General features: G+C 70.5%; 24 protein-coding genes and 2 pseudogenes. 10 read left to right on the top strand and 16 right to left on the bottom strand.

Annotation, left to right across the window (positions count from 1 at the left end):
• Positions 1 to 424 (bottom strand): hypothetical protein (locus AB0D04_RS18250; protein ID WP_362704050.1); only part of this gene is annotated, 424 nt, incomplete at its 3' end.
• Between the two features lie 233 nt (positions 425 to 657).
• Between AB0D04_RS18250 and AB0D04_RS18245 the strand changes: the two genes are divergently transcribed.
• Positions 658 to 1,101 carry a nuclear transport factor 2 family protein gene (locus tag AB0D04_RS18245; protein ID WP_362704029.1) on the top strand — a complete coding sequence of 148 codons (444 nt, stop codon included), beginning with the start codon at positions 658 to 660 and terminating at the stop codon, positions 1,099 to 1,101.
• 53 nt (positions 1,102 to 1,154) lie between these two features.
• On the opposite strand, the gene AB0D04_RS18240 is transcribed toward AB0D04_RS18245, so the two are convergent.
• On the bottom strand, positions 1,155 to 1,349 hold the full coding sequence (locus tag AB0D04_RS18240; RefSeq protein ID WP_362704027.1) for a ferredoxin: 195 nt from the start codon (positions 1,347 to 1,349) through the stop codon (positions 1,155 to 1,157).
• Between the two features lie 84 nt (positions 1,350 to 1,433).
• A complete protein-coding gene (locus AB0D04_RS18235; RefSeq protein WP_362704024.1) occupies positions 1,434 to 2,660 on the bottom strand; it encodes a cytochrome P450 in 1,227 nt (408 codons plus the stop codon).
• A gap of 241 nt (positions 2,661 to 2,901) precedes the next feature.
• Between AB0D04_RS18235 and AB0D04_RS18230 the strand changes: the two genes are divergently transcribed.
• Positions 2,902 to 3,459, top strand: a complete 558-nt coding sequence (locus AB0D04_RS18230; protein WP_362704021.1) for a MarR family transcriptional regulator — start codon at positions 2,902 to 2,904, stop codon at positions 3,457 to 3,459.
• Positions 3,460 to 3,531: 72 nt separating this feature from the next.
• Here AB0D04_RS18230 and AB0D04_RS18225 read toward each other — a convergent pair whose 3' ends face one another.
• From AB0D04_RS18225 to AB0D04_RS18205, 5 genes are all read right to left on the bottom strand, one after another.
• Complete coding sequence (locus AB0D04_RS18225) at positions 3,532 to 4,713, bottom strand: SPFH domain-containing protein (protein WP_362704019.1); 1,182 nt, start codon at positions 4,711 to 4,713, stop codon at positions 3,532 to 3,534.
• A gap of 11 nt (positions 4,714 to 4,724) precedes the next feature.
• Positions 4,725 to 4,976: a hypothetical protein gene (locus tag AB0D04_RS18220; RefSeq protein WP_362704017.1), complete on the bottom strand. Its 252-nt coding sequence runs from the start codon at positions 4,974 to 4,976 to the stop codon at positions 4,725 to 4,727.
• Between the two features lie 125 nt (positions 4,977 to 5,101).
• On the bottom strand, positions 5,102 to 5,749 hold the full coding sequence (locus tag AB0D04_RS18215) for a peroxiredoxin-like family protein (protein ID WP_362704015.1): 648 nt from the start codon (positions 5,747 to 5,749) through the stop codon (positions 5,102 to 5,104).
• Positions 5,746 to 6,372 carry a TetR/AcrR family transcriptional regulator gene (locus tag AB0D04_RS18210; protein ID WP_362704013.1) on the bottom strand — a complete coding sequence of 209 codons (627 nt, stop codon included), beginning with the start codon at positions 6,370 to 6,372 and terminating at the stop codon, positions 5,746 to 5,748. The genes AB0D04_RS18215 and AB0D04_RS18210 overlap by 4 nt, the downstream gene beginning before the upstream one ends.
• 108 nt (positions 6,373 to 6,480) lie before the next feature.
• Positions 6,481 to 8,052, bottom strand: coding sequence for an MFS transporter (locus AB0D04_RS18205; RefSeq protein WP_362704010.1), 1,572 nt, complete (start codon positions 8,050 to 8,052; stop codon positions 6,481 to 6,483).
• Between the two features lie 111 nt (positions 8,053 to 8,163).
• On the opposite strand from AB0D04_RS18205, the gene AB0D04_RS18200 reads away from it, so the two are divergent.
• Positions 8,164 to 9,027: a helix-turn-helix transcriptional regulator gene (locus AB0D04_RS18200; protein WP_362704009.1), complete on the top strand. Its 864-nt coding sequence runs from the start codon at positions 8,164 to 8,166 to the stop codon at positions 9,025 to 9,027.
• A gap of 63 nt (positions 9,028 to 9,090) precedes the next feature.
• Positions 9,091 to 10,689, top strand: a complete 1,599-nt coding sequence (locus tag AB0D04_RS18195) for a PLP-dependent aminotransferase family protein (RefSeq protein WP_362704047.1) — start codon at positions 9,091 to 9,093, stop codon at positions 10,687 to 10,689.
• A 22-nt stretch (positions 10,690 to 10,711) separates the two neighbouring features.
• Here the strand turns inward: AB0D04_RS18195 and AB0D04_RS18190 are convergent, their stop codons facing one another.
• Positions 10,712 to 11,197, bottom strand: a complete 486-nt coding sequence (locus AB0D04_RS18190; RefSeq protein ID WP_362704007.1) for a nuclear transport factor 2 family protein — start codon at positions 11,195 to 11,197, stop codon at positions 10,712 to 10,714.
• Between the two features lie 105 nt (positions 11,198 to 11,302).
• Between AB0D04_RS18190 and AB0D04_RS18185 the strand changes: the two genes are divergently transcribed.
• The 3 genes from AB0D04_RS18185 (at position 11,303) to AB0D04_RS18175 (ending at position 14,500) form a co-directional block, all read left to right on the top strand.
• Positions 11,303 to 11,908, top strand: a complete 606-nt coding sequence (locus tag AB0D04_RS18185) for a TetR/AcrR family transcriptional regulator (RefSeq protein ID WP_362704005.1) — start codon at positions 11,303 to 11,305, stop codon at positions 11,906 to 11,908.
• A 34-nt stretch (positions 11,909 to 11,942) separates the two neighbouring features.
• Positions 11,943 to 12,320, top strand: a complete 378-nt coding sequence (locus AB0D04_RS18180; protein WP_362704003.1) for a Pycsar system effector family protein — start codon at positions 11,943 to 11,945, stop codon at positions 12,318 to 12,320.
• Between the two features lie 80 nt (positions 12,321 to 12,400).
• Complete coding sequence (locus tag AB0D04_RS18175) at positions 12,401 to 14,500, top strand: UvrD-helicase domain-containing protein (RefSeq protein ID WP_362704000.1); 2,100 nt, start codon at positions 12,401 to 12,403, stop codon at positions 14,498 to 14,500.
• Positions 14,501 to 14,531: 31 nt separating this feature from the next.
• Here AB0D04_RS18175 and AB0D04_RS18170 read toward each other — a convergent pair whose 3' ends face one another.
• The 4 genes and pseudogenes from AB0D04_RS18170 to AB0D04_RS18155 form a co-directional block, all read right to left on the bottom strand.
• Positions 14,532 to 15,287 carry a hypothetical protein gene (locus tag AB0D04_RS18170; RefSeq protein WP_362703997.1) on the bottom strand — a complete coding sequence of 252 codons (756 nt, stop codon included), beginning with the start codon at positions 15,285 to 15,287 and terminating at the stop codon, positions 14,532 to 14,534.
• Positions 15,288 to 15,296: 9 nt separating this feature from the next.
• Entirely contained in the window at positions 15,297 to 15,470 is a 174-nt protein-coding gene (locus tag AB0D04_RS18165; protein WP_362703995.1) for a hypothetical protein, read from the bottom strand.
• 84 nt (positions 15,471 to 15,554) lie between these two features.
• Positions 15,555 to 15,945: pseudogene (locus AB0D04_RS18160) on the bottom strand (aminotransferase); the annotation flags it as partial.
• A gap of 30 nt (positions 15,946 to 15,975) precedes the next feature.
• Entirely contained in the window at positions 15,976 to 16,107 is a 132-nt protein-coding gene (locus tag AB0D04_RS18155; RefSeq protein WP_362703993.1) for a hypothetical protein, read from the bottom strand.
• A 192-nt stretch (positions 16,108 to 16,299) separates the two neighbouring features.
• Between AB0D04_RS18155 and AB0D04_RS18150 the strand changes: the two genes are divergently transcribed.
• Positions 16,300 to 16,809 (top strand): DUF3515 domain-containing protein, encoded by a 510-nt coding sequence (locus tag AB0D04_RS18150; protein WP_362703990.1) that lies wholly within the window; start codon positions 16,300 to 16,302, stop codon positions 16,807 to 16,809.
• On the opposite strand, the gene rocD is transcribed toward AB0D04_RS18150, so the two are convergent.
• Positions 16,742 to 17,995, bottom strand: a complete 1,254-nt coding sequence (gene rocD, locus AB0D04_RS18145; RefSeq protein ID WP_362703988.1) for an ornithine--oxo-acid transaminase — start codon at positions 17,993 to 17,995, stop codon at positions 16,742 to 16,744. The two genes, AB0D04_RS18150 and rocD, sit on opposite strands and share 68 nt — an antisense overlap.
• A 358-nt stretch (positions 17,996 to 18,353) precedes the next feature.
• Here rocD and AB0D04_RS18140 point away from each other — a divergent pair.
• Positions 18,354 to 18,622 (top strand): annotated as a pseudogene (locus AB0D04_RS18140) (zinc ribbon domain-containing protein); the annotation flags it as partial.
• Positions 18,623 to 18,667: 45 nt separating this feature from the next.
• On the opposite strand, the gene ddaH reads toward AB0D04_RS18140, so the two are convergent.
• A complete protein-coding gene (gene ddaH, locus AB0D04_RS18135; protein WP_362704044.1) occupies positions 18,668 to 19,492 on the bottom strand; it encodes a dimethylargininase in 825 nt (274 codons plus the stop codon).
• Positions 19,493 to 19,798: 306 nt separating this feature from the next.
• Positions 19,799 to 20,326, bottom strand: coding sequence for an Lrp/AsnC family transcriptional regulator (locus AB0D04_RS18130; RefSeq protein WP_362703986.1), 528 nt, complete (start codon positions 20,324 to 20,326; stop codon positions 19,799 to 19,801).
• Between the two features lie 219 nt (positions 20,327 to 20,545).
• Here AB0D04_RS18130 and AB0D04_RS18125 point away from each other — a divergent pair, with 219 nt between their 5' ends.
• Positions 20,546 to 21,337 (top strand): GntR family transcriptional regulator, encoded by a 792-nt coding sequence (locus AB0D04_RS18125; RefSeq protein ID WP_362704041.1) that lies wholly within the window; start codon positions 20,546 to 20,548, stop codon positions 21,335 to 21,337.

The following is a 21,337-nucleotide window of genomic DNA, read 5'->3' as shown; positions in this document are numbered from 1 at the left end:
CATCGCCCAGCTGATCGAGAAGTTCGACATCGCGGACGTCAACGCCAACCCGGCCCGCTTCGACCTGAAGAAGGCCGAGGCCGAAGAGCACCGACCGGAGCTTCAGCCGCTCCGAGCCGTAGCCGGTCTCAGGGCGGAGGCTGAAGGAGTCACCTGTGCAGTCGGTGCCAGTGAAGACCACGGCGGTCGAGTCGGTGAAGTTACGGGGCGAATGCGCGGGCGGGACCTCGGGGTCGGCCACCTCGGGGAGCGGGACGCACGTGCCGCTCGGCGGGTTGGGCAGCAGGTGCAGCACCGGATCGCCGTCGACGACGTAGGTGAACGGGCCGGTGGCGGCGTGTGCCGAGGCCGGCGCGCTCAGGACGAGCGCGAGGGCGCCGACGGCGGTGGCGACGGCGCTGGCGGCAGTGCGGCGGAGACGCATGCAGACATTCCTTCCTATAGGCGATCCATACGGCTTGCCTGATGCCCATGCATACGCCCGGAGATGTCACGCAGATGTGCTCGTCACACGAAGGGGTGCTGCGGAATCGATCCCTCAGGGACCGCGGCGCAGGGCTTCCCATACTCAAGAATCTGACTAATCATGGTTGGGAGTATGGATTACTGGAGCGTGACCGGTCTGTGAGAGACCGGCCGAGGCGAGGGGTATGCGGCATGACGACCACTGCAGAGAGCACGGCGGACCGCTTCCGGGTGGCTGTGGAGGCACGCCAACTCGACGCCCTGGAAGAGATGTTCACCGAGGACATCCGCTTCTACAGCCCGGTGAAGTTCACCCCCTTCGAGGGGCGCCCGATGGTGCTGGGGCTCTTCGGGGTGCTGTTGCGTACGTTCGAGGACTTCCGTTACGTGGGCGAGCTGGCCGGCAGCGCCGAGACGGCGGCGGGGGCGGACGGCGGGGTCGCCGACTCGGCGATCCTGATCTTCCGGGCGACCGTGAACGGCAAGCAGATCCACGGCATCGACCTGCTGCAGTTCGACGAGGCGGGGCGGATCAGGGAGTTCACCGTGATGGTGCGGCCGCAGTCCGCGGTGCAGGCGCTGAGCGAGGCGGTGCTGGCCGGGCTGGTCGCCGACGGCCTCGGACCGCAGCCGTAGGGCGAGGTGCGCCGGCCCCCGCCACGGGTGGTGCGGGGCCGGCGCGCGGAGTATCAGCCGGTCACCGAGATCGCGGCGGCGGGGCAGATGGCCGCGGCCTCGCGTACCGCGTCGTGCAGCTCCGCCGGCGGCTCGGCGTCGAGGACGACGACGATGCCGTCCTCGTCGCGCTGGTCGAAAACGTCCGGCGCCGCGAGCACGCAGCTGCCGGCGCCGCAGCATTTCTCCTGGTCGGCATGAATGCGCATGGTTCCTGGTTCTCCCAAGTCAGGTGTACGGAACAGGGGGGCGGTGTACGGAACGGGGGGCGGGGCGGTGCGTACGGGCGCGGGCTACCAGGTCACCGGCAGCGCGTGGACCCCGTAGATCCCCATGTCGTGGCGGAAGGAGATCTCCTCGAAGGGGAGGGCGAGCCGCAGATCCGGCAGTCGGCGCAGCAGCGTCTCGATCGCGATCTGGAGCTCCACCCGGGCCAGCGGCTGGCCCAGGCACTGGTGGACGCCGAAGCCGAAGGCGACATGGCGGCGGGCGTCGCGGCCGACGTCGAGGGTGTCGCCCGCGGGGAAGACGTCCTCGTCGCGGTTGGCGGTGTTGATCGCGCAGAGCACGCCCTCGCCCGCGCGGATCGTCACGCCGCCGATGATGACGTCCTCGGTGGCGACCCGCGGCACGCCGTTGTGCACGATCGTCAGATAGCGCAGCAGCTCCTCGACCGCGCCCTTGACCAGCGACGGGTCCTCGCGCAGCCGGGCCAGCTGGTCGGGGTTGCGCAGCAGCGCGAGCGTCGAGAGGGCCGTCATATTGGCGGTCGTCTCATGGCCGGCGATCAGCAACAGCCGTCCCATGGAGGCGATTTCGGCGGTATCGAGTTCGCCGCGCGCCACCAGCCGGCTGAAGATCCCGTCGTCCGGCTGCTGCCGCTTGGCCTCGGCCAGCCGCGTCATATAGGCGACCAGCTCGTCCGACGCGGCACGTACCTCCTCGGCGGTCGACCGGAGGTTGAGCAGGACCTTGCCGCGGTCCTGGAAGAAGGCATGGTCCTCGTACGGGACGCCGAGCAGCAGGCAGATCACCAGGGACGGCAGCGGCAGCGCGAACTCGGCGACCAGATCGGCCGAGGTCTTGCCGTCGGTCATCGCCGCCAGCAGATCGTCGGCGATGCGCTGCACCTCGGGGCGCATCGCCTCCACCTTCTTCACCATGAAGTCGGCGGTGAGCATCCGGCGCAGCCGGGCGTGCTCGGGATCGTCCTTGCGGAGGAAGGAGGGGTTGTTGATGACCACTTCCCGTACGCCGGCGGCGAGGAAGGGGAATCCCGGGCGGGTCGCGTCGGCGCTGAACCGCGGGTCTCCGAGGACCGCCCGTACGTCCTGATACCGGGTCACCAGCCAGCAGGAGGAGTCGTCCCAGAGCGTGGCCCGGGTGACCGGCGCCTCCGTACGGGCTCGTTCGACGTGGGGTGGCGGATCGAAGGGGCAGCCGGCGGCCCGTGCGGCCGGGACGGTCAGGGTGTCCGGGTGTGCCGCGCGTGTTTCCTGGGGTCGTTGTGCGGTCGTCATGCGGCTGTCCTTCCACGATCGGGAGGCGGCGTCGTTGCCGCGGGAGTGCATGTGCCGACACTCGCAACTTAGTTACCGAAGTTAAGTAACTGGGTGGATTCACGGTAACTCGCGCCGAGTTGGCGGGGGAAGGGGTGATCGCGGTGCGTAGGAGGTTGGCTCAAAGCGGACGTCGGCCGGTACGCACTGCCACCGACCCGTTCCCCTACGAGGTCGTCGATGCGGCGGCTACAGTCACCCCATGCCGGACCCCGCAAGAGACCAGGCCAACGGTCAGGCCCGTGACCAGGCCCGTGACCAGAGCCGCGACCAGGCCCGTGACCAGGACCCCACCGCCGCGCTGCAAAGGGTGCTGGCCACGCTGGCCTACCTGCTCACCCGCTCGCGGGCACACGAGCGCCAGGCGGCGCAGGCGGGTGTCACAGTGGCCCGCTCCGACCTTTGGCTGCTGATGGCGCTGGAGGACGGCGGGGGCGTCAGCAGGGTCGGCGATCTGGCCGCGCTGCTGATGGTCGAGCCGCCCCATGTGACCCGCCAGATCGGCCAGTTGGAGTCCCAGGACCTGGTCGAGCGCACCGCGGACACGCTCGATCGCCGCGCCCGCAAGGTGGCCATCACCCCGCACGGCAGGGCCGTCCTGAGGAGCCTCCAGCAAACCGGCCAGGCCACCCTTCACGACGCCCTCGCCGGTTTCGACGACGCCGACATCGCCACCACCGTCGCCGTACTCAACCGTCTGGTGGCCCAAGCCCGGCGCAAGCACACGCAGGAGGACCGCCAGCGGGGGCGGGGGGCGTAGGCAGCAGGGAGTTAGGTAGCAGGGGAGGGGGCGGGGCTGCCGCTCCCGTCCCCTGCTCCTGTCCGCGCGGTACTACTCGATCTCGACCCGGCCGCTGTGGCCCTGGCCGTTGCCGGCCTTGCCGGTGCCCTCGCTCTTGCCAGTGCCGGTTCCGGTGCCGTTGTCCGGGGCGTCGGTGGCGCCGAGGTTGCGGCGGACCGAATCGAGGATGGTCAGGCCCTGACCGACCAGGCCGGCGGCGATCTCGCCGAGGCCGTCGGCGCCGTTGAGGACGTTGACGTTGGCGCCCTGGAGGCCGGCCGAGGCCTCCTTGACGATCTGCGGGAGCTGGTCGATGACCATGCGGTCCAGCGCCACCCGGTCGTACGAGGCGGCGGCCTCGGCCTGGATCTTCATCCGCTCGGCCTCGGCCAGGGCCAGCAGCCGGATGCGCTCGGCCTCCGCCTCGGCGGGCTTGACGACCTCGGCGACCAGCTGCTGCTGACGCAGCTCGGCGGCGCGCTCGGCGAGCTCGGTCTGCGCGGCCAGCACCTCATGCTGGGCGTGCGCCTGCGCCAGCGGACCGGCCTGCGCGGCCTTGGCCTGGGCGCGTTCGACCTCGGCGTTGTACTCGGCCTGGACGATGGCCGTCCGCCGCTGGTACTCGGCCTGATTCCGCGCGGCTTCCTGCTGCGCCTCGACCGACGCCTGGGTGGCCTGGGCCTGGGAGATCTGTGCCTTCTGCTGGATGGCGGCCTTGTGCGGGGCCGACATCGCCGCGATGTAGCCGGTGTCGCCGTCGTCGATCGACTGGATCTGCAGCGAGTCGACGGTCAGGCCGATCTTGGCCATCTCGGTCTTGGAGGTCTCCAGTACCTCGGTGGCCAGCTTCTGCCGCTCCGTGACGATCTCCTCGACCGTCATCGAACCGATGATGGACCGCAGATGACCGGCGAAGATCCGGCCGGTCAGCACCGCCATCTGGTCCTGGTCGGACAGGAAGCGCTGGCCGGCGTTGACCACGCTCTCGGTGTCGTTGCCAACCTTGAACGCGATCACGGCACGGACCGTCAGCGCGATGCCCTGCCGGGTGACGCATTTCTCGGCGACCTCTGCCTCACACATCGCCAGTGTCAGGAAGCGGACCTTACGGAAGACCGGCAGCACGAACTTGCCGTGACCGGTCACCACCCGGAATGGCGCGCCCCCCTGACCACGCTTGCCTCCCGAGATCAGCATGGCTTGATCGGGGGCCGGAACGCGGTAACCGAACATCCTTCGTCTCCTCAACCGGCGTCGCCGGGGTCGCCGGTCAACGCCTCCAACGGATCAGCCCACTCAATGACGTCGACCTGGCGCGCGCCGCGGGACTCGATCACGAGCACCGTCGCGCCCACCGGTAGGGGCTCGGCAGACCAGGCGACAAAAGCCTCGGAGCCACCCCTGACCGACACCAGAACCTCACCGGGGCCGGCAGCCCCGCGAGTGCCGATCAACAGCACTCCTGTACAGCCGATCACGGCATCGTCCTGCGCCATCGGCGGCTGCCTTCCCCGTTACGTTCCTGGAAATCCGACCATAGCGTTCCCTCGACCGGTGGCCTATCCTCGGGGCGCGCCGAGCCACAGGCGCCCTCGTGGGCCCGCCGGTTCAGCGTGTCGGCTCAGGTCAGCCCGTCGAGCGCGGCCAGGATGTCGGACGGCTCGGCGCGGGTCTTGTAGTCGGTGTCGACGAAGGCCCAGCGGATGGTGGCGTCGCGGTCGATGACGTAGGTGGCAGGTATCGGGAGCGTGTGCGGATGGCCGCCGTTGACGCGCTGGAGGTCGAAGCCGAAGGAGTCGTAGACGGCGGCGAGATCCTCGGGCAGGTCGAAGCTGAGGCCGTACTGCTTGGCGGTGTCGGAGCCGATGTCGCTGAGGACCGGGAAGGCGAGATCGTGCTTCTCGGTGAGGGTGAGGGACTCGTCGGGGATCTGCGGCGATACGGCCACCAGCTGGGCGCCGCGGGCGGTGATCTCGCCGAGCTGCTGCTGGAGGGCGTGCAGGGCCAGGTTGCAGAACGGGCACCAGGCCCCGCGGTAGAAGGTGAGCACGACCGGGCCGTCGGTCAGCAGGGCGTCCAGGGTCACGGCCGTACCGTTCGCCGCGGGGAGGCTGAAGCGGGGGGCCGTGGCACCGACGTTCAGGGCACGGCCGGCCTGGCCGGATGCGGCGTGTTCGCGGTCGGTGCGCTCCATGACCTTGCGTGCGGCGGCAGGGATCTCGCCGGAGCGGGTGCGGAGGAAGGCGGCGAGTTCGTCGTTGAGGCTCATGGCGGTGGTACCTCCTGTGGCGTGGGTGAGGTGGGGGCACGCAGGGGAGCCAGGGCCCCCGCCACGGACTCCCGCAGCGTGTCGGCGGCGGCGCCCGCGCGGGAGCGCAGATTGACCCCGTACGCCAGGGTCGCGAGCACGGCCGCCGCGGCGTCCAGGTCGACGGACGGATGGAGCTGCCCGAGACCGGCGGCCGTGCCCAGCGCGGAGCGCATGGCCGACTGCAGGGATTCGTGGTGCGCGTCCAGCAGTTCGCGTATCGCCGGATCGGCGCATTCCGGTCCGGCGTGCGCATTGGTGACCATGCAGCCCCAGCCGGCGACCGCACCGGAACAGCGCACCCCGATCAGGCCCGTGAAGAAGTTCTCGATCGCGGTCAGTCCCGAGGGATCGGCGGAGAGCGCGGCGAAGGCGGGCGTGGAGTGCTGCGCTATATAGCGGCCCAGGGCGGCGGCGTAGAGACCGTCCTTGCTGCCGAACGTTGCGTAGAGGCTGGAGCGGCTCAGACCGGTCGCGGAAACCAGCGCCTGTATCCCGGTGGCGGGCATGCCCTGGCGCCAGAAGACGCGCACGGCGTCGTCGAGTACGACGTCGGGGTTGAAGTGCTTGATGTCCGGTGGCATGGAGCCTCCCTGTGCCGTTGCGGGGATCCGCGTCCGTGAATCTTGGAACGTCCATTCCAAGTTAGGTGAACCGCGGGCAGTTGACAAGAGGATTTCGGTGACGTGCGGTTAAGTTCCCGATGGAGGTGAGGTGTTGGGGTGTTCGGCGGGTGCATGGGAGCGCGCCGCGGCGGTGTCGGGGAGGAAGGGCAGCAGCGTCGAAATCACCACCGCCAGCGCCAGGTTGAAGATGATGGCGATGGTCAGCGCATGCCCGTAGGCGCCGGTGTCGTGGTGCGCGGCGTCGCCCAGGGCGTTGTAGTAGAGGACGCCGACGACGGCGACGCCGACCGCGCCGCCCACCTGCTGGCAGGTGGAGAGCACACCGGAGGCCATCCCCACCTCCTTGGGGCCGACGTTGGCGAGCACGGCGTTCAGCAGCGGCGTGACCAGGAGTCCGTTGCCGGCGCCGACCAGGACCAGCGGCGGCGCAAGGCCCCACGCCGTCAGGCCCGTACCGGCATTGCTGACCAGCACGATGGCGGCGACGTATCCCAGCCCGCTGACGAGCGCACCCGCCTGCAGCACCCGACGCCCGGGGGCCAGTCGCCCGGCGATGACGCTGACCGCGAAGAACGCGACGGCGAGCGGCGTATAGACCAGCCCGGCGCCGAGTGCGTCCATCCCCAGGCCGTCCTGCAGGGTGAGCGAGAGGATGAGGAAGAAGGAGTTGATGCCCGCGTACGCGACGACGACCAGGGTGGTTCCGACGGCGAACGGGCGCGTACGGAGCAGCCCGAGATCGACGAGCGGAGCGCCCCCGGAAGCGGCAACCCGCCGCTCCACCAGGGCGAATGCCGCGAACGCGAGTGCGCTGCCGGCCAGGCTGAGCCAGGTCCACACCGGCCACCCGTACGAGCGCCCCTCCACCAGCGGCACGACAAGGAGGAAGAGGGCCACGGTCAGCACGACGGCGCCCGGCAGGTCGAGACGCCTCACCTCCGGTGCGCGCGACTCGGGCACCCGCAGCAGGGCGAGGACCAGCGTGGCCAGCCCTATGGGGACGTTGACCCAGAAGACCGACCGCCAGGAGGAGCCGAAGAGTTCGGCAGACAGGGCGGCGGAGAAGCCGGTGGAGATGAGTACGCCGCCGAGCAGCTGGCCGACGATGGTGGCCATGCCGATGACGGCACCGAGCGCACCGAACGCCTTCGGGCGCTGCGCCACCGGTATCAGCACCTGGATCATCGCGAAGACCTGCGGAAACATCGCGGCCGCGGACAGTCCCTGCGCGAGCCGCGCGGCAATCAGGCTGCCGGGGTCGGGGGCGGCGGCGCAGCCCACGGAGGTCAGCGTGAACAGGGCCATTCCGATCAGGAACAGCCGCCGGCGGCCGTAGCGGTCGCCGAGCCGGGCGCCGGTGATGAGGGCGATGGCGTAGGTGAGTTGGTAGCCGGCCAGGACCAGCTGGATGTCGGCGGCGGAGGCGTGCAGATCGGCCTGGATGGCGGGTGCGGCGACGAGCACGATGAAGGTGTCGAGGACGGCCATGAAGGCCCCCACCAGGACGATGGCCAGGGCCTGCCAGGGGGAGCGGGGGCGGGAGAGGCTGTGCGGGGAGTGCGAAGTGCGCCGGGAGCGCGTGGTGTGCTGCCCTGCGGACCGCTGTCCGTGGGCGTGTGAGGGCGTCGTCCGGGTCATGCCGTCAGCGTTGTGCAGCCCCGGTCGGACATACAGAGACCGATTATGCTGGTGTTCCAGCTACCCCCTACGCCCTTCTCCCCTACGTCAACTACGGCTCTTGCGAGTGTGATGGCAGACCTGGAGCGACGGCGCCGCCTGGCGGAATTTCTGCGGTCGCGCCGGGAGCGGATCACGCCGCGCGAGGCAGGTATCCCTGCGGGTCCTCGCAGGCGTACGCCGGGACTGCGGCGCGAGGAGGTCGCGCAGCTCTCCGGGGTGAGCGTCACCTGGTACACGTGGCTGGAACAGGCGCGGGACATCACCGTCAGCCGGCAGGTCCTCACCAGCCTGGCGCGCGCCCTGATGCTCAGCTCCGTAGAGCGCCGCCACCTGTTCGCACTCGCCGACGAGCGCCCCCCGGAGCAGCCACCGGGGCGCGGACCGGGCCCCGCCCTGCAGCGTCTGGTGGACGCCCTCGAGCCGCACCCCGCCTACCTCCTGGACGCGAACTGGGACCTGGTCGGCTGGAACCGCGCCGAGGCGGGCCTGATCGGCGATCCGGCGCAGCTGGCCCCCGCCGAACGCAATCTGCTCTGGCTGGTGTTCACGGATCCGGCCCTGCGCACGCTGCTCGTCGACTGGCAGGCGCAGGCCCGGAATCTGGTGGCCCAGTTCCGGGCGGATGCGCGCGGGCAGTTCGGTGAGCCGCGCTTCGAGCGGCTCACGGGCGAACTGCGCCGGCGGAGCCCGGAGTTCCGTGACGGGTGGGAGGCGCACGACCTCGCCGACTTCGGCAGCAGCCGCTGGGAGTTCGACCACTCCACCATCGGGCCGCTGACCTTCGACTATGTGAAGCTGGCGGCGCTGGACGCGCCTGGTGTGAAGCTGTTCGCGTGTATGCCGGCGGATGCGGAGACAGCCGGGAAGCTGCCCGAGTTGGTGTCGGGGGCTGTGGTGTCGTCGGGCGCTGGGGCCTCGTCGGGCGTCGCGTAGGTTCACCGTCACGCCAGAATGGCCCCCGTGAACAGGTCCGAAGATGACCACGCCAAGCGGTCCATGGCCCCGCGGGACGCCGCCTCCACGGGGGCCGACTTCCTTCAGCTGAACATCGACGATGCGCCCACGGGCGGGCGCGCCGACTGGCTGGCCCGGCAGCTGCGGCTGGCGATCTCCGACGGCCGTCTCCCGGTGGGGAGCAAGCTGCCGGCGACCCGGTCGCTCGCCGCTGACCTGCGGGTATCCCGTGGTGTGGTGACCGAGGCATACCAGCGGCTGATCGAGGACGGACAGATCGCGGGGCGGGGGCGGGGCGGCACGGTCGTCGTCGCCGCGCCCCTGTCGGCACCCGCGCCCACCCCCGTAACGGCCGCCCAATCGCCCCCGATGACCCCGTTCACCACGCCCTTCACCACCCCGCCCGGCCCGGACGTCTTCGATGCCCTCCGCGCGGCACCGGCCCGCATCGACCTCTCGCCCGGCGTGCCCGACCTGGCGGCGTTCCCGCGCGCGGCATGGCTGCGCGCCGAACGCGCCGTCCTCCGAGAGGTCCCCGCCTCCGACCTCGGCTACGGCGACCCCCGCGGCGCACCGTCCCTCCGCCGCGCCGTCGCCAACTGGCTGGCCCGTAATCGCGGGATCCGGGTGGACCCGGCGGAGGTGCTGATCGTCGCCGGCACCGCGCAGGCGCTCGGCCTGATCTCCCAGGTCCTGCGGCGTGACGGTATCTCCGCGATAGCGGTGGAGGACCCTGGTTCGCTCGGCGTGCGTCAGCATCTGCACAGCTGGGGGCTGGTGACACCGCCCGTCCCGGTGGATGAGGACGGGGTACGTGTCGATGCCCTCCGTGCCACCGGGGCGGCTGCCGTCATGCTCACGCCGGCCCACCAATTCCCCACCGGCGTGGTCCTGGGAGGCCGCCGGCGCCGCGAGCTCCTGCGGTGGGCGGGGGCGGGCGGCTTGATCATCGAGGACGACTACGACGCCGAGCACCGCTACGACCGCCCACCGGTGCCCGCGCTCCGCGCCATGCTCGCCGAGCACGTCTGCTACGCCGGCAGCATCTCCAAGCTGCTCGCGCCCGCCCTACGGGTGGGATGGCTGCTCGCGCCGCCGAAATACCGGGACGCCCTCGTCGACGCCAAACGGTTCGCCGACCTCGGCAACGCCGTACTGCCGCAGCTCGTCCTGGCCCACCTGATGGAATCCGGCGAACTGGAACGCCGGCTACGGCTCCTGCGCACCCGCCACCGCCGCCGCCGGGACGCGATGATCGCGGCGATCCGTACGCATCTGCCGCACGCGGTGGTGCACGGGGCGGCGGCGGGGCTGCACCTGACTGTCACGTTCGGGGGCCCGACGGGCATGCCTCCCACCGGCTCCTTTGACACCGAGGTGTCCCACACCGACGTTGCCCCCACCGAGGTCTCCCCCACCGAACTCTCCGAGAACGACGTCTCCGACACCGGCCTCGCCGCCGCGGCCCTCGTCGCCGGGGTGAAGGTCCAGCCCCTCTCCTGGCACTGCCTGCGCGCCCACCCGCCGGGGCTCGTCCTGGGCTATGCGGCGAGCTCACCGACGGCCATCACCGAGGGTGTGGCCGTCCTCGGCGAGACCCTTCGCGCTCTCCACCGACCGCCACTGACCGCCACTCCCTGACGCCGCCCGTCACCCGTGCCGCTCAGAAGACGGGCAGGCTCAAAGGTCGGGCGGCCTCAGGGAGCCCCGCCCCCCTCTCCTGCTCCGGCCGGGCGCCGAAAATCCGCCGCTCCGATTCCGCGATCGCGACATCGTTGATGCTCGCCTCCCGCCGCCGCATCAGCCCGTCCTCCGCGAACTCCCACAGCTCATTCCCGTAACTGCGCCACCACTGCCCCCTCGCATCCCGGCACTCGTACTGGAACCGCACCCCGATCCGGTTCCCGCTGTACGACCAGAGCTCCTTGCGCAGCGCGTAGTCCAGCTCCCGGGCCCACTTCTGGCGCAGAAAGGCCACGATGGCGTCGCGGCCGGTGAGGTGGGTGTCCCGGTTGCGCCAGACCGAGTCCTCCGTGTACGCGAGCGCAACGCGTTCGGGATCGCGGGTGTTCCACGCGTCCTCCGCGGCTTGCACCTTCTGCAGCGCACTTTGTGCGTCGAACACCGGGTACGCGGGCCGTGGCGCCATGCCGATCTCCTTCATCCGTCCTGATGAGCCGCGGAGAACGATCGTTCTCCGCTCGTGTCGGCTAGCATAGAGAACGTACGTTCTCCAGGGAAGGGGGAGCCGCACATGCGCCATCACGAGGGCGGGGACACGACGGCGGACGAGCCCCGCGTGCGCATCCTCGACGCCGCGGAGAAGCTGTTCTACGACCGCGGCATCCAGGCCGTCGGCATGGCCGAACTCCGCACCGAGGCCGACGTCTCCCTCAAGCGCCTCTACGCCTGCTTCCCCTCCAAGAACGACCTCATAGCCGCCTCCCTGGACCGCCGCGACACCCGCTGGCGCACCGCCCTCGCCGCCCACGTCACCGAGCACGCCACCACCCCCGAAGGCCGGCTGTCGGCCGTCTTCGACTGGCTGTACACGTGGTTCGCCACCCCCGACTTCCGGGGCTGCGCCTTCATCAACTCCTTCGGTGAACTGGGCGCCACCTCGGACGCCGTGACGGCCGTCGCCCGACGGCACAAGCAGGCACTTCTCGACTACCTGACGGACCTCGCCCGCGATCTCGGCGCGCGGGAACCGGCAGTGCTGGGTGCGCAGTTGGCGCTTCTGGTGAATGGGGCGATCACCGCGGCCGCGATCTCCGGGAGTCCGGGTGCGGCGCGGGAAGCCCATGGGGCGGCGCAGGCGCTGACGGCGACGGCCTGCCGCGCTCCCGGCAATCCGTAATCAACCGCTCGACGGCGCGATGCTGGGCGCCTTCATGACGGTGAGCCGGGCGGCGGGATTCGGGCAGACGGCGACGTCCCGGTGGGGCGTTGCGCTGTGGTGGAGCGCGGTGATCACGACGTTCCTGGCCATCGCCGGCTTCCTCTGCGCCCTCACTCCCCGGCGGCGCCGGGGCAGGCACTTCGCCCCGGCCGGCCCCGGCTACTTCGAGGACATCGGACGAGGAGCGGAGCGGGAGCCGCCGAGCCGCGCCTTCGAGCGGATCGCGCACGATCCGACCGGTCCGCTGCTCGCCTCGCTGCAGAGAACCAGCGAGATTATCCGCGCGAAGTACCGCTGGATCGAGATCGGCATCGTGCTGGTGCTGGTGGCGCTGCCTCAGTTGGCCGCGGTGCTGCGGATGTCGGTGTGAGGCTGTGAGCTGGTCGTGCGCCCTTACACACCGTCAGGGAACGGCCTATGGTCATTACTCCGCTGGGGGAGGGACGGAACATGGCGGCAGGTGGTTCGGCGTCGCGGCGGGCGCAGGAGGCACGGCGGCACGAGCGACGGTTACGTGAGCAGTGGCAGGCGGCGCGTCGGCAGGCCCAACGGTGGGAGGCGGCGAGCGAGGGGGAGCGACGGGTTGCGGCCCAGCTGCTGGTGCTGACCGAGCAGGGGTGGCGGCTGCTGGTCGACCGTCGGTGGCCGGGTACCCGGGCGGCGAATGTGGACATGCTGCTGGTCGGGCCCGGCGGCGTGTTCGTCATCGACGTCAAGAACTGGCGGGCCGCACCGGAGAGTTCGGGCGGCCGACTGGTGGCCGGGGGAGAGCCACGGGACGAGCATGCGCGCAAACTGACGGCCGTGACGAAGGCCGCAGAGTCCGCGGTGGCATCGCTGGGGCTGTCCCCCGTGGCCGTGCGGCCCCTGATGGTGTTCGCGGGGCACCGGCTGGACAGGGAGCTCGGCAGGATCCGGCTGCTGGGCGAGCACAACATCGGGCCCGCCCTGATGCGGGAGCGGGGCCGGCTGGCGGCCGCATCGGTACGGGCCATCGCCGACCATCTGGAGCGGGTGTTCCCCGAGTACGAGGATGCGGGCGTCACGGAGGCCGCACAGCGGCCCGATCGTCCTCAGGCGCCGGAGTCGGAGGGGCTCTTCGATCTCGACGGGCTGGTCGAGGCCGCGCTCGACGAGGCCCGGCGGGCGCCCATCGAACAGTGGATGACCTTTCTCCACCCCGATCAGGTCGCGCTGGTACGCCGTAACTGGGCCGGCCCCGCCCGCATCAGCGGCCCGGCGGGCACCGGCAAAACCGTCGTCGGCCTGCATCGCGCGGCCCATCTCGCGCAGCGCACCAGCGGCAGGATTCTCTACGTCACCTTCGCCAACAACCTGCCGCGGGTGCAGGGCACCTTCCTCAAGACGATGTCGCCCGCGACGGCGGACCGGGTCGATTTCCGCAGCCTGCATTCCTGGGCCCAGGAATTTCTGCGCGGCCGTGGCGTCCCGGTCCGACTCGACAAGAACAAGGCGGATACGGCCTTCAGCCGCGCCTGGACGCACGAGGGGCGGGACAGTTGCCTGGCGGAGATAGATCCGCTCCCGCATTACTGGCACGAGGAGATCAACTGCGTCATCAAGGGGCGAGGCATCACCTCCTTCGAGGAGTACGCCGCGGTGCCCCGCCGCCGCCGTCGGGCGAGCCTTCGCCGGCCCCACCGCCAGGCCGTCTGGGCGCTGTACGAGGCGTATGAGTCCTATCGCCTCGACTACGGCGTACACGACTTCAATGACGTCCTCGCCCTGGCCCTCGCGCAGGCGGCAGGCCGCACCGGGGCGGCCCCGTACTCCGCCGTGATCGTCGACGAGGTGCAGGACCTGACCCTTGTGGGGGTACGGCTGTTGCATGCCCTCGTCGGTGACGCGGCCAATGGGCTGCTGCTGATCGGCGACGGCCAACAGGCCGTATATCCCGGCGGTTTCCGCCTCTCCGAAGCGGGGGTCGACATCCGCGGCGACCGTGGCCAAGTACTCCGCGTCAACTACCGCAACAGCAAGGAGATCCTGGACACGGCCCTCGGGGTGGTCGCCGACGACACCTTTGACGACATCGACGGTCTGCGCACCCCCGGCCGCCGCGACGTGGATCTGACGTACTACGACGGCCAGGTCCAGCACGTCGTGAAGCCGACGGAGGCCGAGCACGACCGGGCTCTGTTGGACACGCTGCGCGCGCTGCCACCGACGGCACGGGCCGACACCGCCGTGCTGTGCCGTACGAAGCGGGCCATCGAGCGGTATCACCGGCTGCTCACCAAGGAGGGCATCCCGGTGTGCTCGCTGGAACACTACGACGGCCGCCCGGTCGAGGGGGTGAAGCTCGGCAGCTATCGACGGGCCAAGGGCCTGGAATTCAAGCGGGTGTATCTGCCGCACCACGACTCCGGACTGCGCGGGGCCGGCCGGCTCCACGACGGGGAGGGAAGCGCCGCGCACGTTCCTGAGATCGCACGGGAGCGGGCAGAGCTTGCGCGCAGCCAGCTCTTCGTCGCCATGACGCGGGCCCGTGACGTGCTGTGGCTGGGCAGCGTCCACCCCGCCGGATGACGGGGACGCCCTGCGTGCAGGCGGGCCGCCGTCACTCGGGGTGGGTCAGGCGGACGTAGCCGTAGGGATTGAAGAACAGGTCGTCCTCGTCGTGGCGGTCGCAGGTGCCGACGCGCAGCAGCCGGCGGGGGGCATCCTCGGATATCCGGAAGCCGGCGCCGTCCTCGATCTCCTTCGCGCGGGGATCGGTCAGCAGGTAGATCGCCAGCGCGTCCAGATGCGCGACCAGATCAGGCAGACCGTCCTCGGTCAGCTGCTCCTCGTCGACCTCGATCTCCACCTCGGGCGCGCCGAGCAGGTGCATGCCGCAGCTGTAGAGCACCTGGCCGTCGTAGACCGGCCGCTTCACCCAGGCGGCGACGAGCGTGGCGGCCAGGTCCTCCTCCTTGGCGTCGGCCGCTCGGTCGGCCAGCGCGACCCAGCGGTCCCGGCCGTGCGCGATCGCACTGCTCTCGTTCTTCACCGCAGCGGCGCCGGACCGCAGCAGGGCGGCCGTTGCCGCCAGCAGCCGCCGCGAGGTGTCGGCCGCCAGCTCCCGCATCATCGGCGCGGACAGCAGGTAGCCGACGGTGTCGTGGGACTCCACCGCGGCCCAGTCCGCCTCGTCGAACGACGCCGCCGCCATACCGGCCTCGAACGCCTTGGGCATCCGAGGGTCGGGTGCGGCTTCGGAGTACTCGCGGTCGAGAACGAATCCGCCGAAGCCGGCGGCGATCCGTTCCATCTCCGAAAGGCCCAGCCCGGAGCCGAGTACGCACAGCACATGGCGAGGGATCGCTTCACTCATCCCGGCACGCTATCGATCACCACCGACATGCCGCGCCGATTCCCCGCGATCCCCTGGCGCGCGGTGACGTGCCATGTGCGCGCGGAGGCCGTCGGCGTCGCGCAGCAGCCGTGCGTGCCGCAGCTGGTTGACCTTGTCGGCGCCGATGGTGCGCTTGGCCGCGTGGCCCGTGAACCAGGCCACGCGCGCCGGGGACGAGCCGAAACATCTCGGCCAGGCGCAGCACGGTTGCCTCGCTGTAGGAGACGCCGCTGGGGCTGCTGTACTTGGGGACGCACCAGATGCCCTTGATCCGGGCGTCACCCGCGGCCAGATCGGCGACGGCGTCCCTATCGGGGCCGTCCGCGGTCATCGGCACCGGAATCATCTCGATGCCGAACCGCTCGCACAGCGCGAAGTGCCGGTCGTAGCCGGGCACGGGGCACAGGAAGGCGATACCGGGCTCGTCCGCCCGGCGTCGTCGCGAGCCCGGCATGATGCTCAGGAGTGCATGGACGAGGGTGTCGTGCATCAGCGCCAGGCTGGAATTGCCCATCGCCACCAGTTGGTCGGCCGGCACCTGGAGCGGCCCGCTGAAGATGTCCCGGATTTCCCGAAGCCCCTGGAGTCCCCCGTAATTGCGGAAGCCGGTGCCGTCCGCCGCAGTGTGGGTCCGGATACTCGAGGTGAGAATGTCGCCTGCCAGATCTCATTGTTCCGGGGCAGGCTTTCCTCGGGTCAGGTTCAGGGAAAAGGGCTTGTCGAGCGGATTCGCGTAATCGGCGGCCGCCTGGTGGTATTCCACTCCCGGGCTGCTGCCGTCCTGCAGAGGCGTGGACATGTGATGCTTCCCTCCTGTTGGGGCCGTTGTGGCGAACGCTGCCGGGGAGGGAGTGGCAGGGGCCGACGCCAACCAGGGCCTTCGGCCCGCGAGTTGGCCGGTATGGCGATGGCGCTCCGTAAATGCTTCTCGCCGAAGCGTCAGGAGAGGGCCGCCTCATGGAGCGTGTGCGGTCCGCTATATCGTCGGCGTATGAGAACTCGTCGCTTGGCGGTATGGGGAGCATCGCTTGTGGCTGTGCCGGCCCTTGCTGCGATGTATCTCTTCGCCGGGGAAGCGGTGTCGGTGCCGGCGCCCGAACCGAAGGCAAAAGCCCAGCGGATGTGCGCCGAGCTGCTCGACGCCGTACCGGATTCCGTGGCCGGTGGAAAGCGGAGGGAGACGGATCCGTCGTCGCCCTATACGGCGGCATGGGGCGATCCCGCGATGGTGCTGCGTTGTGGTGTGGTGCCGTCGAAGGAAATGGACAATCCTCGGGCGCCAGGCGGGGAGATCGGCGGGGTGGGGTGGATGCTGGAGAATCTGCCGGATGGTGGCCACCGATGCACCACCACACTTCGCAAGACCTACGTCGAGGTGACGATTCCCGCGAAGTATGGCGATGTCGGCGCGCTCATGGATCTCGCCGAGGCGATTAAGAAGACGGTGCCCGAAGGGCTCGCTCCAGGGCGGTCAATGCGCGCTCCAGCTCTTCCCGGGTGATGGTCAGCGGCGGGGCGAGGCGGATCGTCGAGCCGTGGGTGTCCTTCACCAGGACGCCTTCCTGAAGGAGGCGTTCGCAGATGGCGCGGCCGGTGCCGAGGGACGGGTCGATGTCGACGCCGGCCCACAGGCCGCGGGTGCGGAAGCCGGTGACGCCCTTGTCGGTCAGGGCCGCCAGGCCGGAGTGGAGGACCTTGCCCAGTTCGGCGGCGCGGGACTGGAATTCGCCGGTGGCCAGCAGGTCGATGACGGCCGAGCCGACGGCGGCCGAGAGGGGGTTGCCGCCGAAGGTGGAGCCGTGCTGGCCGGGGCCGAGGACGCTCATGACGTCGCGGCGGGCCACTACGGCGGAGACCGGGACGATGCCGCCGCCGAGGGCCTTGCCGAGGAGGAGGACGTCGGGGACGACGGATTCGTGGTCGACGGCGAGGGTCCGGCCCGTACGGCCCAGGCCGGACTGGATTTCGTCGGCGATGAGAAGGCAGTTCGAGCGACGGGTCAGGTCGCGGACGCCGGTGAGGTAGCCGTCGTCGGGGATCAGGACGCCGGCCTCACCCTGGATGGGTTCGATCAGGACGGCGGCGGTGGTGGCGTCGATGGCCGCTTCCAGGGCCGGGAGGTCGTTGTAGGGGACGACGCGGAAGCCAGGGGTGAAGGGGCCGAAGCCGGTGCGGGCGGTGTCGTCGTCGGAGAAGCTGATGATGGTGGTCGTACGGCCGTGGAAGTTGCCGGCCGCGACCACGATCGTGGCCTCGCCGGGCGGGACGCCCTTGACGTCGTACGCCCATTTGCGGGCGACCTTGACGCCGCTCTCGACCGCCTCGGCGCCGGTGTTCATCGGGAGCACCATGTCCAGGCCGGTCAGCTCGGCCAGGCGCGCGGCGAAGTCGGCGAGGCGGTCGTGGTGGAAGGCGCGGGAGGTGAGGGTGAGCTGGTCGAGCTGGCGGTGCGCGGCCTCGATCAGGGCCGGGTGGCGGTGGCCGAAGTTGAGAGCCGAGTAACCGGCCAGCATGTCGAGGTAGCGGCGGCCCTCGATGTCCTCGACCCAGACGCCCTCGGCGCGCGCGATCACCACGGGGAGGGGGTGGTAGTTGTGGGCGAGGACGGGGGCCTCGGCCCGGATCAGGTCGGCCGGCGTCCGGCGGGCGGGTACGCCGGCGGTACGGGGGGCGGGGGCAATGGTCATGAGTTCTCCTTCGTGGATACCGCCGGCTTCAGCCGGGGGTGGGGGTACCTCCCGCTTGCGGGGGAGAAACGAAGCTCCTGCGGAGCAGGGCGGGGAAAGCCGTATCGCTGCCGGGCGATTCGGCGTCCACCACGGTCGTGGTGCGACAGCCCCCATAGGGCACCAGGTCTCAACTGTCATACGTGCCAGGTAGGTTGGTGATCGTGTCGACAGCAGCGCAGACGAGGGGGGAAACCGGGCACGTTCGGTACACCTTCCGTGTGCGTGTGTCGTCCACCGCGCACGCTTTGCTGCCGGCGGAGTGGGACCGGTGAATGGGGTCTCCCCTGTTCGAGCGGAGCCGAGAGCCTGGGGAAGGGCCAAGCGCGTTGTCCGCGACCATGACGCTCTGGCCGTGGAGGATTTCCGGCCTTGACCGAGAGGGGCCGTAAGCACGTGCGGAAGGTGCACCTGGTGCACCCGGCGCACGCCACGATGGATTGCGCAGCCTGCGGAGCGAGAGCCAAGCACGCACTGCCCCTTTCCGAGCGAACGTATACCTGCACCGCGTGCGGAGCCTCCCGATCCGGGCTGGTCCCGTACCCGGCTGGCGTTGATCGTGTAAGACCTGTCGGACCGCCGGTCCGCAGGCGACGTGAGCCAGGAATCCCCCTCGTTTACGAGGGGGAGGAGTCAAGAGCGGATCTCCTGGGTGCAGCACTTAATGCCGCCGCCGGCCTTGTGGAATTCGGAGAGGTCGACGGGGACGGGGACGTAACCCCGGGCGGTGAGCTGGTCGATGAGGCCGGTGGCCCCGGGGGAGATGAAGACATGGCGGCCGTCGGAGACGGAGTTGAGGCCGAAGGCCATGGCGTCGTCCCGGGTGGCGAGGAGTGCGTCCGGGAAGAGGCGGCGGAGTACTTCGCGACTGCCGGCGGAGAAGGCCTCGGGGTAGTAGGCGATGGTCGCGCCTTCCCCGCCCTCCGTTTCCGGTGCTGCGTCGACGACGAAGAGCGCCGTGTCCAGGTGGTAGAAGTACGGGTCGACCAGGCGCAGGCCGATGGTCGGTACGCCGAAGAACTCCTGGACCTCGGCATGGGCCTCGCGGGTCGTACGGAAGCCCGTACCGGCGAGGATGTAGCGGCCGGCCGGTACGAGGTCGCCCTCGCCCTCGCACGGTGACTCCGGCCGGTAGACGTCGTAGCCGGCCGCCTTGAACCAGGTCTCGTACTCGGCGGATTCCGGGCGGCGCTGGGGCGCGTGGAAGCGGGAGCCGAAGACCTTGCCGGAGAGGGTGAGGGCGCAGTTGGCCGCGAAGACCATGTCGGGGAGGCCGGGGACGGGGGGCACGGTCTGCACCTGGTGGCCATGGTCGCGGTAGGTGTCGATCAGGGCCTGCCACTGGCGGGCTGCGCGGGCCGTGTCCACCTGGGCGTCTTCCCGCATCCAGGGGTTGATGGCGTAGCGGACGTCGAAGTGGCGGGGGCCGCAGACCAGATAGCGACGGGCGCGTGGGATGCGGCGCGTTGGCGGAGAGCTGGGCGAGGGCGCAGCGGCAGGCGTGGGTGCGGGGGCGTCAGGTGGTACCGGGGCGTCGGTTGGCACGGAGGCGTCCGTTGGCACAGTGGCATCCCTTCGCTTCCTGCGGGGCAGGTGGGGCGGGGCGGGCAGGATGAGTGGAGCGAGGAAAACCGAGGACGCCCGAAGATGACCGAGGGTGACTGATCGTCACTCGGGCGCTCTCCACACGGTACGGAGCGCCTATTCCGGCCACAAGGAACGAAAGCTGCTTATTGGCGCAGGAATGCTGCGTGTAAGAGCCGGTCAGCGCCGGTTTGCTGCGCGGGAGGGTGCGGCCGGGGCGTCGATGGTCCCGGAAGGCCGTCGAGTGCCCGCGTCCGGGCTGTCCGGGAGCAGATGGGACAGCACCATGTAGCTGATCGTCTTCCGGATGAACGGCTCGGTCCTGATGCGTTCCAGCACCTCTTCGAAGTGCTCGACATCGGTCGCCCTGACGTGCAGCAGGGCATCGGCCCCGCCGGTCACGGTCACCGCCGCGGCGATCTCCGGATGGTTGCGGACGACCTCCGCGAGGCGGCGGGGCGGTGCGGCGCTGTCGCAGTACACCTCGACGTACGCCTCGGTGAGCCAGCCGAGCGCGGCGGGCCGCACGGTGGCGGTGAAGCCGGTGATCACATTGCTCTCGCGCAGCCGGTCGACACGGCGCTTGACCGCGGTGGACGACAGGCCGATGGCGGCGCCGATTTCCGCGAAGCTGGCCCGGCCGTTCTCCATCAGGGCCGCGACGATTTTGCGGTCCAGTGCGTCGAACGGGGCGGCCTTGTGGGACATGGCCCCACCGTAGCGATCGCCGCGGCGCGGGGCCACGGTGGTGGCGTTGGCCCGGGCCCTGTGGGCACCTCCGCAGGTCAGGCATTGATGCAGGTCAAATGGGGTGGCGTAACATCGCCGTAACGCAAGGCGCCTAGCCTCGTGGCCGGGCGCGGGTAGGGGCCGTTCGTCGTGACAGAGGCCGTTTCGTGGGAATGAGGAGGCGTCGTGGGTGGTCCGATGCCGGGTGACGGCGGGGTGGCTGGTGAGTCGCTGACGCGGGCCGACCGGGCGCGGCGGGTGGCGAATGTGCTGCGGGGGCAGGTGCTGCGGGGCGCGTTTCCGGGCGGGGTGCTGCCGGACGAGCGGGAGCTGATCGCGGAGTTCGGGGTCTCGCGGAACACGGTGCGGGAGGCGCTGGGGCTGCTGCGCGACGAGGGGCTGGTGGAGCGGCGGCGGGGGGTGGGGACGGTGGTGGTCGGGCGGGCGTACCAGCATCCGCTCGGGGAACTGTCCGGGCTCGCCGAGGTGCTGCAGCGGCACGGCGCGGTGGTGAACGAGGTACGGGAGGCCCGGACCGTACGGCCGCCGGGCTCGGTGGCGCGGCGGCTGGGGCTGGCCGAGGGGGCGTCGGCCGTCTATCTGGAGCGGCTGCGGCGGGTGGACGGTGCGCCGCTGTCGCTGGACTGTACGTACCTCATCCCGGAGGTGGGGGAGCCGCTGCTGGCGCGGGGGCGGGACGCGCTGGAACGGAACGATGTCTTCGATCTGATCGAGACGGGGGTGGGGATGCCGCTCGGTACGGCCGAGGTGTCCGTACAGGCGGTCGTCGCGGATCCGGCGACCTGTGCGGTGCTGGCGATGCCCGACGGGGGAGCGGTGCTGGCCGTCGAACGGCTCACCCGGCTCGCCGATGGCCGCCCCGCCGACCTGGAGTTCATTCATCTGCGGGGGGACCGGCTGACGCTGCACGCGACGCTTGACCGGGCGCGGGGCGGCAGTGGTGCGGCGGACCGTCCCGTTCGGCCGTAG

The sequence above is a fragment of the Streptomyces sp. NPDC048483 genome, assembly GCF_040651455.1.
Classification (GTDB): Bacteria; Actinomycetota; Actinomycetes; order Streptomycetales; family Streptomycetaceae; genus Streptomyces.
This window is presented reverse-complemented; position numbering and strand designations above follow the sequence as displayed.